Origin of the sequence: Brevibacterium sp. FME17 (assembly GCF_014897515.1) — a bacterium.
Taxonomy (GTDB): Bacteria; Actinomycetota; Actinomycetes; order Actinomycetales; family Brevibacteriaceae; genus Brevibacterium.
The window spans coordinates 127,578-145,665 of record NZ_JABUYD010000011.1 but is presented as its reverse complement, the minus strand read 5'-3'; the positions used below and the strand labels follow the sequence as shown (position 1 = coordinate 145,665).

Below are 18,088 nucleotides of genomic sequence, written 5' to 3'. Positions count from 1 at the left end.
CTCGTAGTTCGGCGGACTCGTCGCTGGTGTTGCCGGGTTTGTTGCCGGCATCGATTTCTGCTTGGCGGAGCCATTTGTTGATGGTGCCTTCGTGGACTCCGAAGTCCTTGGCGATCTGTCCGATCGTCGTCTTGGAATCCCTGGTCTGGACGACGCGGATGACGTCGTCGCGGAATTCTTTCGGGTAGGGCTGTGGCATGATGTCTATCCTTCCAGGCTTGCCTATGAACAAGCCAGATCAGATGTCACCTAACCCTGCATCAGTCCCGGCGGTCGCCCTGGCTCCTGTCCAGACGCTGTTCTGGCTCATCGTGCGTATGAGTCCAAAGGCAACCGCGAATACTTACGTTCGCGTGGCATTCGCGCGGTGATCCCGGAGAAGAAGGATCATATCGCGACCTGAAGGAAGCGCGGCAGCAATGGCGAGGGTTAGCGACGAGATACGACAAGTTCGCCATCACATATCGAGTGTCAGTCGTGATCAGCGCGATCCTGACATGGCTACGCCAACAAAGGAGACAAGCCCTAGATTAGTGGGCCTTCCTCAAACGAGCGGATTGCACGAGAGACTCCAGCGGATAGGTCAGTCTTGGCGGCCCACCCTAGAGACTGAATGCGATCAGATGCGAGGCCCAGAGTCGCAACCGGCGAATACGAACCGCTGTCAGCCTCATTGGCGAAAGCAAGCTTCAGACCAAGCGACGGCCGTGCCGCAGCGAACTCTTCTGCAAGTTGCCGAATGCTGACGTTGCCCTTTGGATCGGCAACGTTGTAGACGGATTCTTCACCACGCAGGTGCGCATAGAACAGGCCGAGAACTGCGTCCGACACATAAGTGTAAGTTCTAGTCGGCGCACCCGCACTCATCATCGTGATGTCCCGTTGCCGGACGACATCAGCCAGGAAGTCGGCCTGCACCCTGCCGTCGTCCAAAGCCATTCCAGGTCCGTAGATGTGGCCGAACCTGACGCTCAGTGGTCGAACGTTGAACTCATCGGAATAGGCAGCTAGAGCAGTTTCGGCGATTCGTTTGCCCTCGGAGTAGCTCGCGCGCGGAGCAAAGTGCTGAAGTACGCCCGCTGAGTCTTCAGTGATCAGTTCGACTCCGGATACAGATCCATAGACTTCCGAGGACGAAAGGAGCACGAAGGAACCCCCACCGTCGCTGACGAGTCGGTCCAAAAGATTGATCGTACCCAGGGTATTGGCCTTAAGCGTGGACACGGGCGAGCTCTTGTGCAGAGAAGGCCTTGCCGGCGAGGCACCATGGAAGATCGTGGTGAAAGTCCGATCGAATTCCTTCGGTTCAGTCACATCTCCTTCGACCAGAGTGAAATCTGTCCGCGAGAGGGCAGCGCTGAGCCGGGGCCTCGCTTTGGCCAAGTTGCGCACCATTCCAGTGACATGTATGCCCAGGTCATATTCATCGTTAGCTGCCAATAGGGTCCCGACGATGTACATCGGTATCATTCCTGAGGCACCTGTTACAAGAATGTTCTGATCACGGTACGTTTCCCAGGTCAATGGTTCACTGACCAGCCGCCGCACGTCTTCCTGAAATACTGGCGAATCAAATAGTGCGACATCATTCACCGGCGAATGCCTCCCGGTCTTCGATCAGTGTCAGGAAGGTTCGACAAACATAGTAATCGGATGCTGTAGTGATCTTGATGTTGGTACGTGGCCCCTCGACCCGATGGACGTCGTACCCGAAACCGTGCATGAGTGTACAGGTATCGATAGAGTCGTGCTCGCCTTCGGCAACTGCGCGATCGTAACCGTCAAGGGCATCCTTGAGTCGGAATGTCTGTGGGGCCTGGGCTGTCCACAGAGGGTCCCGCGGGATGACATCCTTGATGCCGGCTCCTTCTTCGACCACCACTGTCTCAGTCATCTTTGTGCATGTGATTGCTGAGCCGTACTCAAGCGCGCTTTCGATATTGCGAGATACAAGATCCGCATCGATGAGAGGGCGGACTCCGTCGTGGATCAGAACCAAGCTATCTGGATCATTGCTTTCAGCGACAGTCCTCAGCGCGTTGTGTCGAGATTCCTGCCCTGTTGAACCGCCATCGACAATCCATTTGACCTTGTCCAACTCGTATCGCTTGACGAGTCGTTCAAGATGTTCGCGGAACTGCGGCAATATTGCTACAGCAATTGCGTCAATGTCTGGGTGCTGCTGGAATATGTCCAGCGTGTGGACGATTACCGGGCGACCATGAATTTCCAGAAACTGCTTCGGTCGAGAGCTGTGAGCCATCCTGGCTCCAACTCCTCCAGCGAAGACTACTGCGATGTTTGCCATTCGTTCTCCTCGTTGTTCTCTTCTTCAGTGGTGTCCGCAGTGCTCTCATCCCCATCGGGGTTGTGCGAGCTGTCCTCTTCGGCATCATTGTCGGGATCTTCTTCCAGATCCTGTTCGATCAGGTCTTCGTAGCGAAGTGGGCCTGACGGCGCCGAATCGACCACAGGGTCTGAAAGTATCAGCGAATCAATGACTCGGTCGGAGTTGTTCGTATCGACATAGTCAAAGTTTTCGCGCACAAATTCCTTCGTTTTTTCAACACTCAACTCAGGTTCACGAAGCAGTGTGATCAGTTCATCGAACGTAGTGGCAATGCTTCCAGGAGCGGCTTCTTCGTATGCTCTGTGCATTCCGCGAGTCGCTGAGTACGTCTCTAGGTCGTAAGCGAAGAAGATCATCGGCTTTTCAAGCAACGAGTACTCATAGATGACCGACGAATAGTCAGTGATCAGAACGTCAGAAATCAAAAGCAGATCGTTGGTGTCCGGGCAGGAGGCGACATCAAAGAGCCGATCGCTGAACTCAGCTGGGATCGGTGCTGGGTCCGGAATGAAATGATGCTGCCGGAATAGAACAACGGAGTCTTCTCCACACGCCTCGTAGAGGGCTGCGAAATCAATCTCGTCGTAGTCGTAGTGTGCATCGCCCGAACCTCGCCCGCGGAAGGTCGGAGCCAGGAGAATCTTCCTTTTTCCTTGAGTGTTCGGGAATGAAGCCTCGAATTCAACACGTACTTCTTCAGCGCGTCCTGCACGAAGGAATCCGTCGATTCGTGGAAGGCCGGTGGCAAGAACGGACTCTCGCTCAATTCCGAACGCTTCGCTATAGACATCGCGAAGATGTTGGGATCCGCAGATCGCGTAAGAGTAGAGACGATGAGCATTGCGCAGGTTCGGTGAACCATACTGACCGAACCGGCTATACCCGACCGATTTGAACCCACTTCCCGCATGCCACAGCTGAACGATCTTCTGGTTGTTTCGATCGCCTAAGTCTTTGAGGACTGCGAAATAGTCGTCGATCAAAATCGTATTTGCTTTGCCCATCTGCCAAGCAAGGTTGAGGGCGTTCTGGCGGGAGCTGGTCCGCCCCGTCCGGAAGGAGTATCCGAAATTGAAATCTTTGTCTAGCCCGCGTTCAAGCATCCTGTCGTGGACCGCTTTGAGATTGCCCTGCATATTCGGCCTCGCCTCGGAGGCAAACAGGACATTGTTTCCCTCTACCGGCCGCCGTCTTGCGGCAACGGCGAACACACCGCGCAGAGCCTTCCGCTTAGTCTTTACCCATTTCGATCGCACCTTCGACTTGATCCGCGCACGGGCGGTCGACGGCTTCCCTGCAGACCGGCCGAAAGAATAGGTACGCATCAGGAAATGCGGTGCCTCTTCGTCGTCTGAGATTCCGAATGTCACTGTATATGCAGATCGGTTCTTGTTGTAGACGAAGGCTCTGGACTGTTCGTCCAGCTCGGCGACTCGTCCGAGGGGGAAGTCCGCGGGGTGCAGCTCCGCACCTGTCCGCGCCACCAGGAAGTAGGTGCCATTGGGCACCTGGCCTCGCCGATTAAAGAGAGTGACGTTAATCTTCAGGTTATATCGGGTCGCGTCGATTCGCTCGAAGGTTACGGGGAACAGCTTCTCGCCAGGATTCGCATTTGAAGTGAGGTAGAAGTCATCGACCTCGTCACCAGAGAACTCGACAACGAAGGTGAGGTTCACTCGCTCCCATTTGATGTCGACGATAGTTAGATCTGCTGACACAATACCCCTTGCCGTCCGCATCAAGCATTCGATGCGCGTAGTTCATCGTTTCGTAATTCAGACAGCATAACAGGATCGAGACGTTGGTCGACGCTACCAGTCCGTTGGAACCTACAAGTGTGGTCAGCCCAAATTTCACGTGAATTTCTACTCAGATCTATGCTTGTACTACTAGCGGCCTCAGACCAGTACATGCTTCCACCTTGGAACTTTATGTCTTGAGCAATCCACAGACTCCGTACTCACCACTAGTGGCACCTTAGTGGTGCTTTTCCTGGCGTGAGACGTCACCGGTGGCCACAGTTCCCTACCTCAGCGCTAAGAACGCGTGAACTTTTAAGTCGCTTGAGGAGGTGGTGGTGTCGATCTGAGAAGGAATCCGTGCGCGAAGGCGCTGTCGTTGTCAGTCTCAAAGTCTGAAATATCGACGATAGTGTGCTTCATTCGTCATTTTCCCACGTAAGGAGCCCGCATCCTCCGTCGGGTTCGACCTGTACAATTTTTCGTCTGCGGTGGTCGTTGCCACTGAGGCCTGCGGGCACCTTTTGCCCGTAGCATGAGTGATGGCATCATGTGCCAGGGCCGCTTGGAAGGCCGAATCGATTTTCTGAAAGGTCCACTGTGAAAAACCTGGTTCGTACGACTGCTCTGAAAGCTGTGCGGTCGCGTGCATGGAAGAACACCAGCAAGTGGATCAGGGGTACGGAGCGCTGGCAACAGCTTGAAGACGAGTACGACGGAAGCTACGTCAAAGCTGAGGTTGTCGTCTACTTTGGTGATCGTAAGCCTAAGTTCTACCAGCTCAGTCAGTGGATCCCTGTGCTGGAGGAACTTCACCGGAAGCACCGTGTAGTTCTCGTGTTCCGAAAGCCATCGTCGTTGCTCGAAGCGCGTGATCTCACAAGACTGCCTATGGCCCTCAAACGCAGATTCGACCCGCTTCACACCTTCTATCATGCCAACGACTTCAAGCTGGCTCTGTACGTAAATAACGGGATGTCCAACTTCCAGTCTCTTGGCTTCGCACCGATGGTCCATGTTCATGTCAACCATGGCGAGTCCGACAAGCTGAGCATGGTCTCCAACCAGGCGAAATCGTATGACAAAGTCTTTGTCGCCGGTGATGCGGCAATCAACCGCCATCGCAAATCCCTGGTCGACTTCGATGAGTCTGCACTCGTCAAAGTCGGTAGACCTCAGCTGGACATCGACCGGCCTCCAGAGCTGGAGACTTCGTCAGCGACAACAATCATGTATGCGCCTACATGGGAGGGCGAGAACGATGCGAACAACTACACATCCGTCGATCTCTTCGGTCCCCAGATTGTTGAGGCCGCGTTGGGAATCAAGGGTTCACGTGTGATCTACAAACCGCACCCACGCGTAGCCGCCTCCAGCGATCCCGCCATGGCGGTGGCGAATGCGCGGATCCTTGAACTCATCGCCAGCGCCAACGCGTCTATTGCAGACGAGTCCCTGCAGCATCAGATTCTGATGGAGGGCGACATCCTCGCAATGTTCGACACGGTCGATCTTCTCGTCACCGACATTTCCAGTGTCGGACTCGACTACCTCTATCTGCATCCGGAGAAACCACTGGTTCTGACAGATCGTCGCGACGACATGGCCAAGCTCAACGATGAAGCTCCAATCAGCCGTGCGACCCCCATCATCGACGGTTCGACAGTGGGACAGGCAGATGAGCTGCTGCGCGACCTGTTGACGAACGACTCAGCGGCCGAGGCACGCCAGGAACTGCGCCGCCACTATTTCGGCGAGGGAACAAAGGGTACGTCGACCGTATTGTTCACGGAGGCCATCAGCACGCTCATCGCCAACAGGACGTCTGAAATGAAGAAATATCATTTCGAGAGCACCAACGCCGAGGCGAGCGACGAATAGTTTCGTCGGCTACGTTCAGTCCATTGTTCGTGGACGAACGGACAGGTTGCCGAGTCTCGTCGAATACCAGTCTCGTGAGCCGGTGCTTTCCGCCGTGTAGCTATTCGGAGGACGAATTCTGCGTTTCCCATTCCACGGATCGTGTGGCCGCCGGAGGTAGACGTCGAATGTCTCGTCCTTCGATTCGGAGAACTTGCCTTCTTCAATGTCGAAGGTGATGATCGCGCCACGGCCGAAAGACCGACGCTTGATCGACGGATCGGTGCATAGAAAGTATGTGTTCTTCTTTCGCGCGGCGAGAACCAGTTGCAGGGCGGCCGCAATGGATTCGTGAGTCTGACTGAGCTCCAGCTCGATTCGTGTTCCATCAATAGTGGGTGCGACCCTCAAGCTCTTCGCACTGATCGCTTGACCGCTTTCTCGCGGGTCGACGTTCGGAAGCAATACAGGGCTCAGGCCTTCCAAGACGGTTTTCCAGCGCCGGTAGCCGGCCTCTGGAAGATACTGTTTGACAGTCTCCTTTGCGGCCTCCCGCATCGTAGCTATACGGTCCGATCCGAGGCCCAGGAACTCCTCAATCTGAGTAGCCAACGCTTCGATGTCGCCTAGTGGCGTGATGAAGCCATTCTGGCCCTGAATCACCAGATCTCTAGGCCCATAGGTGATGTCGTAGACGATGGGGACGCACCCAGCACCCATCGACTCCATCATCGCCAGGGGCAGGCCTTCGCTGGTACTTGTCAGCATCGAGAAGGATGCAGACTGGAGGCGTGCTGGTACATCATTGACATACCCCGGCAGCTGAACCCGATCTTCGACGCCGAGGTCTGCAATCAGGCGTTCAAGCTTCTCGCGCTCGGCACCTTCTCCCAACACGGTCAGGGACACGTCCACTCCCCTGCCCTTCAGCAACGACACGGCACGTATCGCATGATCCACACGTTTGAGCGGAATCAAGTTGGCGATCATCACAGCGTTGTTCGTCGAGCGGTCAGCTTGGGTCTCATCGTGTACTGACCCCACCGGCAATTCTCCGGTGAGCAGCTTGATATTGGCTCCGGAGATACCCTTCGCGGCTATCGCATCGGCCTGCTGCTTGGTCTGCACACCGACCGCATCGAACCGGTCGAAATTGCGCATGGTATCAATTCTGCGAGGAAGGAACTCTCCGTGAGCACCATTCCAGGGGTGACGAAGATGGGATCCGTGCAAGAAGAGGATGAGTGCAAATGTTCTCTCAGTGATTTCATGGATGAATTCGCTGATCTTCTTGTCATCGATGATGAGGACTGCGGGCTCTTCCGTAATCGTCGCCGTAATCCAGGCATTGTAGAAGTCTCGGGGCCGGTTCCATTCGGCGATCGGATTGCCGCCTGCCGAATAGAGGACGAAACGGCGCCCGAGCTTCGGATCGTGAACATCAGTGAGCAGCAAAGTGTTGTCGGGACGCAGATAGTTGCGACGAATTATTCCAGTGGAACTCGATTTGCGAAAGACATCGTAGAACTCGGTGATGCTCTCGACTTCCCCGTCAGCTTCGGGCACGGGATCTGTCGGCGCTTTTCCCCCCAATGCGGCGAGTTCGACGTCAGATCTGCCTCTCAAGTCCTGCCAGATGTTCACCAACTCGACGGATTCATCCATCCGTCCTTCGGAGATGAGCCTAGTACGCGTCACGTCCACGTCCATTCGCGGGCTGAATGTCAGCAGCGTCTGCGACAGAGGCCTCCCGTATTTCTGGAAGCTCCGGATTCGACGCACCGCAGCGGTCGTCATTCCCCCGATCGACTCGGGAATACCCCAGATGGCGTTATAGACATGTAGAGCATCAGTTTTGAGCTCCTTCCCAAGTCCGATTTCAGACTGGTCGTGGTCAACGTCCTTGCGCAACAATCGAGAAATGGGTCTCAACGTCGGTGTCCTTCCTCAAACCCGCCTATGTGCTCTCCGACCATGACTGATTTCACGGTACGAGCGCCATATGTCCGTGATGGCGAAGCTGGCCCCTCCAGTTCACGATCTTCGGGCAGTCCGCGGTCTCCCAGTGCGCGCGAATGTTCCATGCGGAGTCCAGTTCGGTGTACCGGCCGCCTACTGCGACCTGCAGCGAATCGACATAGTTGATTCCGACCGTCTTCAACAGTCCGACGACACGCTCCACGACGCCTTCGGAACGGAGCCGAGCAAGATTGAGCACCGCAACCTGGGGATCAAAGACAATGAAATCTTCGTTGAAATGACTATGGCTGGCGAAGACGAAATCCAGAGCTCCCTCATGATCTTCCTTGAACGCACTGGCTATCCGCCGCATGAGAGTAAGACCGCTGGTCCGGGTCTTCCTCACATCCCTCTTCGCGCCGAGGAGGGACGTGCCCAGTTCTGTCGCTGACAAGTCCGTGATATCGGAGGAGACTTCCCCTGCTGCAGGAAGGACGACGAGTCTGTCATGATCAGCAAAGATCGCTGGCAGCAGAGCCTGGACCAGGTCGTCCGACTCCCGAATACCTGGGGCCGTCACCGGCTTCAGGACGTTGATGGTGCCATTGGTCAGCCTCTCTTGGACGGCATCAACCTGTTGTGCGCCAAGGGCATCAGCTGCCACCCAAAGGCGGTAGGAGCCAGTGGCATGATCGTCGATGGATGAGGCAAGAGTACCCACGAGGTGGCTCTCACCGCTGTTCACGGAAACATAGACATCCGTCGTTCCGCTCTTCGGCTCGGGGCGTTCGACCTGATCTATCGTCGAGGCGATTTCCGCGCTGCTGACATCGGGCAGATGCGCCGTAGCCAGGTATTCATCCGCGAGAGCCATATCGGCTTCGGTGATTTCGATCCATTTGGCATAGATCATCTCCTCCGAAGCCCCCGAGGCGATGAGCGGAATGATCTCGGCAAGTTTGTCGAGGATCCCGGTGCGGATTGCGTCGAATTCGGCGTCGTTGATTCCGTAGAGGCCGCCGAACCGGGAGTCTGATTTGTTCTTGGGTTCGAACTCGACCTCGGCTCCGACTGATCGCGCGGGGAGGTTGGCGTGCAGGCGTGAAGTCAGCACACGCGAGTATTTGTACGCGTAGTCGGCGACCCAGCTTCGAGCGAGTTCGAGGTTTTCGGGGAACGACTTGTCGCGGATCGCGGTGACGGTCTGCTTCTTCTTCGGCCCTTTGCCGCCCTTCATCCAGTCGACGAGCAGTGTTCCTGACCGCAGGTCGGGGGCAGGTGTTGGAAAGAGCGTGTCAACGGTCGTAGTCAGGCAACCCGAGAAGAACGCGGGAACACCAACGGCGCGCAGTAGGGCTACTGACTGCCAGTCGCGGCAACCGACCGGTCCGTATTTCTTCAGGTATGCGATGGCATCAGGCGTGAGCATTTCGGGGTATCGGACAAAGACCGACAACAGGATAGGACGGAGATTGGGATGGAACGGGATGTTGAAGGACTTGCCGAAGATGTCATGCATGTACCACCCGAAGGCGATATACCAAGTATCTTCAGGGATGTCTTGGTAGACGTTGCCATCACGGTAGACCTCAACCAGATTGAGTTCAGCCTCGGGACCCGAGTATTTTCTCTCTGCTTTGACCGTTTCGCCCAGTTTCGTGAAGAGCTGCGTGAGACCGCTGTCTCCTGTGAAACTGAGGTTCTCATATCTCAACAGGTGTCCGATTGAGGCGACCGTTTGGATGTAGTCACCGATGTTGCGTGAGCGGATTCCCGGCTGGTCGTAGCTGAGCACACCGAAGTTGCGTTTTCCTTCAGTCGTCGGAAGTGGTTCCAGATGCTTTCCACCTGGGAGCCAGTCACGCATGCGTGTGAGCTCGTAGCGAATGGCCGCATCCAGTTTGTCGGCGCCCCAGGCGAGACGGTCGTCGACGAGAGTGCGAACGTGGTCGAAGGCGTCGATGCAGAACGCAGATTCAGCGGTGCGCAGCACAGCTTTGGAACTCCACTGTTCAGTATCGCCGCTGTGATTCGAGCGCTCGATGAGCGGCAGCGCTTCGGCCCCGAGCGTATCGATAGCAGTCGGGTAGTATTCCACGGCTGCCGCAGTAATGAGTCCTCGTTCGTTGACACGCTCGAACTCTGCCCAGGCAGCTGCAGGGTCTGATGCACGGTGGTAGGCCATGCCCAGCAGTGTTCGTCCGATCTGACTGTAGTCAGGGCGGCCCAGCAGGTTCAATCCGATGGATACGACCTCTCCATGGTGCCCCGCATCAATCAACGCTCTGCCGGACTCCACCATTGAGGATTCAATTGACGAACCCCTGATCAACGATTCGGCCAGGGTCGAACCGGCCCGTATCCGTTGTAGTTCTCGCAGTTTGGCGTCGGCTTCCTTCTTGGTCGGTGCAACGGTCCACCCGTCGACGTCTGCGGCAGTAGGACCTTTAAGGGAAGTCGCCAGATCCCGGTAGGAACGCGCAGTGACTGCTGCGATCTTCTTCGCGCTGCCCGCGGGTTGTGCCTTTCCTGAAGCGCCGGTGGCATTGCGCTCTCGCACATACCTGGTTCCCGATGCCCGTTCAACTGTGGGGAGAGCACGACGAGCAATGCCGTGTACCACGGGCTTCACCAGCTCTCGTCCCTTGCTGATGAGCCTGTCAGTTGCGTTTCGCTGATTGGTCACTCGCCTAGTCCTTTGCAGAGGTGTCGGTGATCTGTCGGTAGTCGCGAACCCGTGATTTCACGGTATCGATTTTGTCTGTTCAATGAGCTGATCTTCGAACCTTTTGTCGCTCATTCGAAGGTGCCCAGCCCAGTGTGACGCAGCCTGTCGTTGAGTTGAGGTGCAAGGGTCTTAGCGTAGGTGGCCGTGATGTGAGCAGTATCGAAATAGGTGATGACTCCCCCGATGACCGGTTCACATCGACCGTCCGGACAGAACCAATCTTCCGGGTAGATGATCGACATATGCTTCGATTCCACTGCCTTCGCCGATTCTGCGAGTGGATCCATCCAGTGCCACGATTTGGGAGTTCCTGAGCATTCTTCGAGCTCATCCTCATGTGTGGCTACGCAATCAGGTACCTGGATATCGTCTCCCCCTGGATAAGGTGTATCTCTGATGACAACAACGTCCAGCTTGGCGTCCGTCCAGCTCTCCAGTATTTCCTTATGCCCTGCTGGGGCCTTCTTCTCAGTCTCTTCCCACGACATTCCTTCCAACGGTGTTGACTGCCGTTCCGAGGTGATCACTGCGTCGAACCCGCCTGATGTGGTGCGATCGACAACCCAGTCGGAATAGTCCTGACAACCTTTGATGCCCTCTGGAGTGCCGAGGTCCTGCGGAAGGGTCGATATGCTGCAGTTCGATGCCAGGAAGGTCGTGATCGTCCAATCGTTTTCGTCAGCCAATCGCTCCAGCGCCGGCAGCCAGTGACCAGCGTGGGAATTGCCGACCAGTGCGACCTGCTTCTCGCCGTCACCATACGTGCATTCGGGTCGATCCGTGTATGGCTCGCTCGACCAGCATCCATCTGCATACGCCTTTGATTTATCTTTCTTAGCGGCAGCCGGCTCCATCAACAAGGAGTCCGTGCCATCACACTTAGGGTTGGCCTTCGCGCTCGGCAACAATGCCGCGGCACCTAAGCAGGAGTCTGGGTCAGAAAGTGCGGATTGCAGGTTCTCCTTGTTCTGCTCGACAATCCGGTCTGAGACCCACATCTGGCTCAGACCAAGCGAGCCGACGACTGTCATGGCCACTATCGCGAAACCAAACGTCCTTCTCCGGTTACGCAACAGTGAGGTCTTTCGAAAGCGGTTCTCAACCCACGTTGTGGACGCCCACGCGACAATGAGTGAAACAAGAATGATCATTGCTTTGTCCAAGCGGCCAAGATTCTCCGTGGTGCCCAGCTTCTCGGACAGGTATGGAACAAGGACGATCAGCGGCCAGTGCCAAAGATAGACGGAATACGAGATGTCACCCAGGAACTGTGCAGGCCGCAACGATAGGAGAGGAAGCACGGAGAATCTGCCGCGGGAGTCAGCAACGATCACGAGTGCGGTGGAGACGACTGGAACAAGAGCGATATAGCCGGGGAACGGCATGTCCGCGCGAATGAGGAATGTCCCTGCGACGATTCCTGCCAGTCCGACCCACCCGATCAGTGAGCTGAAGGGGAGGCGCTTCGGACGAATATAGCTGACGAACACTGCCACGAGTCCACCAGTCGCCATCTCCCACATGCGAGTCGGGGTGATGAAGTAGGCCATAGCCGGCTGCACGACCGTGAACCAGACCGAGAAGATGAGTGAAGCAGCGAAGACGCCGACAATGGTGAAGCCGACGATCTGTTTGGGTCGCTTGGCTTTCACCCCGATCAGGAATGCGAGTCCGATGAGCATGGGCCACACAAAGTAGAACTGCTCTTCGACGGACAGCGACCAGAAGTGCTGCACCGGAGACTGAGCATTGTCCGCCGCGAGGTAGTCGACGCTGGAACTCGCGAAGTCCCAGTTGACCACGTATACCGCTGCGGAGAAGATCTGTCGTCCTGTATCGACCCAGATCGATTGAGGAGCCACAAGGTATGTGGAGACTCCGACGAAGAGGAGCACGAGCAGGGAGGCCGGCAGGAGTCGGCGAATCCGTCTCGCCCAGAAGTCAGTCACGTCTCGCCAGTTCTTCGGCGGAGACTTGATCAGGTGACTGGTGATGAGGAAACCGGAGATGACGAAGAAGACATCTACGCCGATGAATCCACCGACGAAGCGATTAGGCCACAGATGGTAGAGCAGGACGACTCCGACGGCTAAAGCCCGCAGACCTTGAATATCGGCGCGGAATCCCGACCCGCTCGGTTTAGCGTCCGTACTCGGCGGTCTTTCAACGTGGGTGGATTTCAACTGCATGTATCGCTTCCAAAACACTTCTCGGCCGGTGGGATCGGACCCGGCTGTGGTCGTTGTCGTTCCTCGTTTATGCAGGTCGTTGTTAGGCGTGCGTACCGATTCTGATCGAGCGAGATGAGAAATTCTGCAGAGCCTGATGCCGATCCGCTCGATGCACGCGCCTTTTCGCCTCAGATGATGGGAGGACGTCCGTGTCGAGACATCCGCAGCACGCCCCGTTTCGACAGTTTCTGTCGATCCTCACCCTCGGCCCACGGATCCAGTCGCCAGCCTGCACGCCAGCCTTCCATCCAAGCTCGGAGCTGGTGAGGCTTATTCGCCCATTTCACGCACTGCATCAGCGTCCATGAACCGACGTAGGCCCAGCTGAAGGGCCACGGCAAATTACGGCGAGCCAGCCAGACACGGTTCCGTGCATTCATGTAGAAGTATTCGTCATGCCGTCTGGGATCGATCACAGGGTGCGCCACAACCAGGTCTCCCATGTACCAGACTATGTAGCCTGCATCCCACACGCGCCAGGCGAGCTCAATGCCTTCGTGGGCGTACCAGAATGGTCCCGGCCAGCCGCCGCACTCGTCGAATGCCTTCCGCTGCATGCAGACGGCACCTTCCCACACTGAAAAGACGTTGGAAGAATGCTCGGCTTCGCCCTTCTTCAATCGGGGAATCCACCGTTTCGGAGCATCCGGCCCGCCCGGTTCTTCGACACGAGGTTGGATCAGACCGATTCTCGGTTTTGTGCGCATCAGCGCAGCCATGCGCATCAGAGTGGTGTCGTCGGGCAACCAGGCATCGTCATCGAGGAAGAACAGGAATTCGCCTTCGACGTGCGGCACTCCGGCGTTGCGTCCGGCGGGGATCCCTAAGTTCTCCGGCAGTCCCAGGGTCTTGACCTCGGCCGGGATCCCCTCGGGTTCCCATCCGTTGCCGACGCACACAACGTCGAGGTCGACACCCTTCTGCGCCAACAGAGACTCAAACCCTCGGTTGAGGTCCTCGAGTCGCTTCCCCTGGGAAAGCACGACAACACCGAACGAATATTTGCGGCTTTCTTCAAATCGCTGGGACAGAATACGGGAAGAATCGGTCATGACAACCTCCTCGAGGCCATGATCGACATGAAGTGTCCGATGACCGACAAAAGGCACAACGGCGCCAGAATCACGATCAGCCAACGTTCACCGAAGAGCGGAGCCGCACCAGCTGATGATGCGATCAGAGTCACGATGCTCGCGGCCAAGGCGAGGAGGGACATCTCCACGGAATGATAGATGCGATGGAACGGTACGAATCGAGCAGCTCTTTTCAGTTTCGCGACAAAACCTGGGTTCAGAGCAGTAGCTGCCTGCGAGTCCGCAAGTTTGTCCAAACCGTTGAACGCTCTGGACACGTGAACCATGTCGTTGAGCGCCTTGTTGAGCAGGACGAAACCAGCGAGGACAGTTCCGGCCAGCAAGTACGGGTACGTTCCGGCGGGATCGTCGCTGAGGTTGTTCCACTCCCCCACGGCTCGCACACCAAGAGCCACGGCAACCAGGCCCTCCGTGGTGTAGTGCCCGACTTTGTCAAGGAAGACGCCCTTGGCTCCACTGGTCCCACGCCATCGGGCCACTTCTCCATCACAGCAGTCGATATACATCTGGACCTGAGAAAAGAACACGGCAAGGACTGCGCCCCAGATCCCTGGGATGAGCAGACTGGCCGCAATGCACCAGCCGGCAAGAATCATCAGACCGGTGACCCCGTTGGCGCTGATCCTCGTTCTCACGAGGAGCATCGTGAAATAGATCGAAATGTGCCTGAGGTAAAGCTGTGCGCTCCAGTGCTCAGCGTTCTTCCGACTGCGAACTTCGATCGGCTGGGCCTTAGCCCGAAGCTCAGCCAGGGTCGGGTGGCTCTGCGGTTCTCGTGTGGGCACACCCGCTCCTCTCTGCTTCAAGGCATCTGAATAGTGTTTCGAAGCATTCTACTGTGGACACATCGATTGCCACTTCGAAGGCACAGGGGTGTCCAATGCGCTTCAGGCAACCGAGATGTCAGGGTTTGCCGAGTTCCGACTTGATCCGAGTCGTTGAAATTTCGGGAGTACGGGGCAGATAGACGACTTCACATTTGTCTTTGAGGAAGTCGAACTTCCCCTCCCAATCGTCACCCATCACGAACGTGTCGATATGGTATTTTTCGACATCGGTGACCTTCTGTTCCCAGTTGTCTTCTGGAATCACGAGGTCGACGTAGCGGATCGCCTCGAGCATGTGCTTGCGTTCCTCATACGAGAAGTAGGACTTCTTGTCCTTACCAGCATTGAATTCGTCGTTTGAAAGCGCCACAACGAGGTAGTCGCCCTGCTCCTTGCAACGCTGAAGCAGGCGGATATGGCCGTAATGGAGAAGATCAAACGTGCCATATGTGATGACTCGTCGCATTGAAGGAACCTTCCAGACGATTGGTGCCTCAAGAGCAGGCGGATGGGAGTAGCAGTTCAGCGGCAGTTTACCATTCTGTTACCTTAGGTTGCAGACGTGTAACCTGCCTCACGAATCAGCCTTTTGAAGACGGTCCTCGTTTCGTCGCTCGATGACGGATTTGCTGGCATCGATGAATTGAGAGATCTGCGCACCAGGCGACGTATCACCCAGATAACGTCGGCCCAGCTCCGTGGAGAGGTCCCACGCCGATTCCGCCTCCGTGATGAGATCGACGATATCCAGGCTGTCATCTGCGGGGAGGGTAAGACAACGATCAAGAAGCCCCCCGGGCAGTACCTCGGCGTCCGAGCTAAAGGGTTCGATCATGACGAGCGGCTTCTTCGATGCCAGCCAGTCGTACGCCACCGAGGACATCTCGGCAACAGCGATATCTGCCATCTCGAACTGCCACGAAACGTCGGAAGTTCGATCCTGAAATGCTCGCGGATCGGATTCGACGATATCCTCAATGGCTTCAACTGCCTTTGCAAATTCGCTCTTGATCACCCCAGTACGCGGATGGGGACGAAAGATCACTCGATATCCCGCATCGAGAAGTTTAGTGACGATGCTCGCACCATTGTGTGCGATTGCCCCATAGGACATTGACGGCGAGTCTCCCTCCCATGTGGGCGCATAGAACACTATCTGCCCATCAGGCTCGGCTGCGGCAAAGTTGCGCCACACCTCCGGAATCGCTCGGGGTCGGTCCAGCTGAGGACGCCCGACGTCGAGCATCTTCTCGTCACACATTCCATAGAGTGTTCGCTCAATGCGCTCCCGGGCCGCCGCTCCTGCGGTAAAGACAAAGTCATAGGCCTTGAGCTGGTTGGAGATCATCGATACCTTCTCGCTCTCTCCATGGCTGAGATGAACGTGAGCGGGCCCCGGATAACGCAGTGATTGAAAGTTCGGTGTCCCCTGATTGACATAGAAGACGGCCCTCAAGGACGACGACGTCATGAACTCATCGAGGCCCTTGGTCAGACGCGAGAACCGAATTGGGAGATCGGTGACCGTCTTCAGATGCTTCGCAACGATGGAGCTCCGGACGATGATCCCAAACGGGCGATCGCCGAGACCCATGCTCTTCATCTCTGCTTCCAACTGTTCGAACGGCCAGATCCACTGTTCGAGCTGATAGACCGAATCCATTCCGACGCCGAAATAAGCGGCAGCCACGAATTCGTCCGTCGCCTGTGGGTAGAAATCACCAGAGAGTCGTGACTCTTGAATCCGGTCGCGGAATTTTCGCGCACCGAGCTTGGCCGCTGACTGGGCGAAGTTGACCCCTTTGATCGCTTGATGCGAGAGGTCATCCGGAAGATTGGTCATAGGACTATTGTGCATGTGCAGATTCGAAGACCCTGAACCGACCCTCCTCTTATGCACAACATGACCTGCCATTATGATCAATTGAGCCGAGAGGCGAGCTGTGCTCACCGCTTCTTCCTCGGCTACGTTGGAGTCTTAGTCGAGCGAAAGAAACACCATGACACGAGCACGCAGACACAAGTCCGAACCGATTGCCAAGCGCAAACGCGGCTCCGGTGCGACGGTTGAATCGCCGAGGCCGATACTCCTCAGCCGCCAGATTGTGGGCAGTGAGCCGCATGAGATATCGGCCTCCTCAGACTTCGCCGAAGCACTCTCAAAACGAGATTCGACAGACGACTCCCCTACCTCGGCAGCGTTCACTCAGGTCGTCATCCCTCGGTCCACGCCTGAACTGCTCGCGGAGATCGCTTCGGTGTGGGATCTGCACCCCGTCCTTGTCGACGACCTGTTCCACGCCAATCAGCGCCCCAAGGTCGACCGGTACGACGATGTCCTGTTCGTCGTCCTCAAATCAGCGGTCTACATCGACTCAGCGGAGGAGGTCGAGTTCAAGGAATTCCACCTCCTGATGAAAGACAACGTCCTCGTGATCATCTGCCAGGATGATCGGTTCATCGACGGGACACCGATCCCGGACCGTGCTGAGGACATGAACTCCTACTTCACAAGCGAGGAACGACAGTGGATCTCTGACAGGGATCTGCTCTCGCTCGGCCCTGAAGCCCTCGTCTATAGATTGCTCGACACAGCCGTCGATACCTACTTCCCTGTGCTGGACGGCCTTCAGGATGACAAGGACGGCATCGAACGACAGGTCTTCAGCGGAGACACCGCGGCAGCCGAACGGATCTACCTGCTCAGCCAAGAGGTCATCGACGTCCTCCACACGACCACTCATCTCAATCGACTCACTCAACGTCTGGGCAACGGCGCCACAAAGTACGCGATCCCGACCGAATTGCAGGCCTATCTCGACGACGTCACCGACCACCTCACCCGTGTCCTTGCCGAAGCTGCTGAACTCCGCGAAGCCCTGTCGCAGATCCTCAACGTCAACTCCACCCTGGTGGCCCAACGCCAGAACGAAGATATGAAGAAGATCTCCGGGTGGGCGGCGATCCTGTTCGCTCCGACCTTGATCGGGGCAATCTACGGGATGAACTTCGATGACATGCCCGAACTCCATTGGGCCTTCGGCTACCCGATGGCCATCGGGCTGATGGTCGGCCTGGGCGTGGTCCTCTACACCGTGTTCAAGGTGAAGAAGTGGATGTGAGAACATCGTCCGGACCATCACGATGATCATTCGAGCTTCGTCGCCGACAGAGACCTGCGGGTCAGCCGATGAGGAGAGGCCTCAGTCGAGGTGAAGTTTGATCCTCCAATCAAACTAACAGGACAAAACGCCACTGAGGCGATGATAGGCATCCGCCCGCTCACAAATTATGGAGCCG

The 18,088-nt window shown here is 56.5% G+C and carries 13 protein-coding genes; 2 read left to right on the top strand and 11 right to left on the bottom strand.

Annotated features, from left to right (window positions below; translation table 11 throughout):
* The 4 genes from INT40_RS11940 to INT40_RS11925 all read right to left on the bottom strand — a co-directional run.
* Positions 1–199: transposase (locus INT40_RS11940; RefSeq protein ID WP_193096142.1), on the bottom strand; the 199-nt coding region annotated here is incomplete at its 3' end.
* 326 nt (positions 200–525) lie between these two features.
* Positions 526–1,593, bottom strand: a complete 1,068-nt coding sequence (locus tag INT40_RS11935) for an NAD-dependent epimerase/dehydratase family protein (RefSeq protein ID WP_193096141.1) — start codon at positions 1,591–1,593, stop codon at positions 526–528.
* A complete protein-coding gene (locus INT40_RS11930; protein WP_193096140.1) occupies positions 1,586–2,308 on the bottom strand; it encodes an IspD/TarI family cytidylyltransferase in 723 nt (240 codons plus the stop codon). Before INT40_RS11930 ends, INT40_RS11935 begins: the two co-directional genes overlap by 8 nt.
* Positions 2,290–4,026: a CDP-glycerol glycerophosphotransferase family protein gene (locus tag INT40_RS11925; protein ID WP_319021983.1), complete on the bottom strand. Its 1,737-nt coding sequence runs from the start codon at positions 4,024–4,026 to the stop codon at positions 2,290–2,292. Before INT40_RS11925 ends, INT40_RS11930 begins: the two co-directional genes overlap by 19 nt.
* Before the next feature lie 663 nt (positions 4,027–4,689).
* On the opposite strand from INT40_RS11925, the gene INT40_RS11920 reads away from it, so the two are divergent.
* On the top strand, positions 4,690–5,970 hold the full coding sequence (locus INT40_RS11920) for a CDP-glycerol glycerophosphotransferase family protein (protein WP_319021982.1): 1,281 nt from the start codon (positions 4,690–4,692) through the stop codon (positions 5,968–5,970).
* 15 nt (positions 5,971–5,985) lie between these two features.
* On the opposite strand, the gene INT40_RS11915 is transcribed toward INT40_RS11920, so the two are convergent.
* The 7 genes from INT40_RS11915 to INT40_RS11885 all read right to left on the bottom strand — a co-directional run bounded on the left by INT40_RS11915 (position 5,986) and on the right by INT40_RS11885 (position 16,631).
* Complete coding sequence (locus INT40_RS11915; RefSeq protein ID WP_193096138.1) at positions 5,986–7,614, bottom strand: glycosyltransferase; 1,629 nt, start codon at positions 7,612–7,614, stop codon at positions 5,986–5,988.
* A gap of 319 nt (positions 7,615–7,933) precedes the next feature.
* Entirely contained in the window at positions 7,934–10,594 is a 2,661-nt protein-coding gene (locus INT40_RS11910; RefSeq protein ID WP_193096137.1) for a hypothetical protein, read from the bottom strand.
* 110 nt (positions 10,595–10,704) lie between these two features.
* On the bottom strand, positions 10,705–12,825 hold the full coding sequence (locus INT40_RS11905) for an acyltransferase family protein (RefSeq protein ID WP_193096136.1): 2,121 nt from the start codon (positions 12,823–12,825) through the stop codon (positions 10,705–10,707).
* 170 nt (positions 12,826–12,995) lie between these two features.
* Positions 12,996–13,919 (bottom strand): glycosyltransferase family 2 protein, encoded by a 924-nt coding sequence (locus INT40_RS11900; RefSeq protein ID WP_193096135.1) that lies wholly within the window; start codon positions 13,917–13,919, stop codon positions 12,996–12,998.
* Positions 13,916–14,746: a CDP-alcohol phosphatidyltransferase family protein gene (locus INT40_RS11895; protein WP_319021981.1), complete on the bottom strand. Its 831-nt coding sequence runs from the start codon at positions 14,744–14,746 to the stop codon at positions 13,916–13,918. The genes INT40_RS11900 and INT40_RS11895 overlap by 4 nt, the downstream gene beginning before the upstream one ends.
* 118 nt (positions 14,747–14,864) lie before the next feature.
* Complete coding sequence (gene tagD / locus INT40_RS11890; RefSeq protein WP_193096134.1) at positions 14,865–15,254, bottom strand: glycerol-3-phosphate cytidylyltransferase; 390 nt, start codon at positions 15,252–15,254, stop codon at positions 14,865–14,867.
* A 108-nt stretch (positions 15,255–15,362) separates the two neighbouring features.
* Positions 15,363–16,631, bottom strand: coding sequence for a CDP-glycerol glycerophosphotransferase family protein (locus tag INT40_RS11885; RefSeq protein WP_193096133.1), 1,269 nt, complete (start codon positions 16,629–16,631; stop codon positions 15,363–15,365).
* Positions 16,632–16,788: 157 nt separating this feature from the next.
* Between INT40_RS11885 and INT40_RS11880 the strand changes: the two genes are divergently transcribed.
* Entirely contained in the window at positions 16,789–17,910 is a 1,122-nt protein-coding gene (locus tag INT40_RS11880; protein WP_193096132.1) for a magnesium and cobalt transport protein CorA, read from the top strand.
* Positions 17,911–18,088 lie beyond the last annotated feature (178 nt).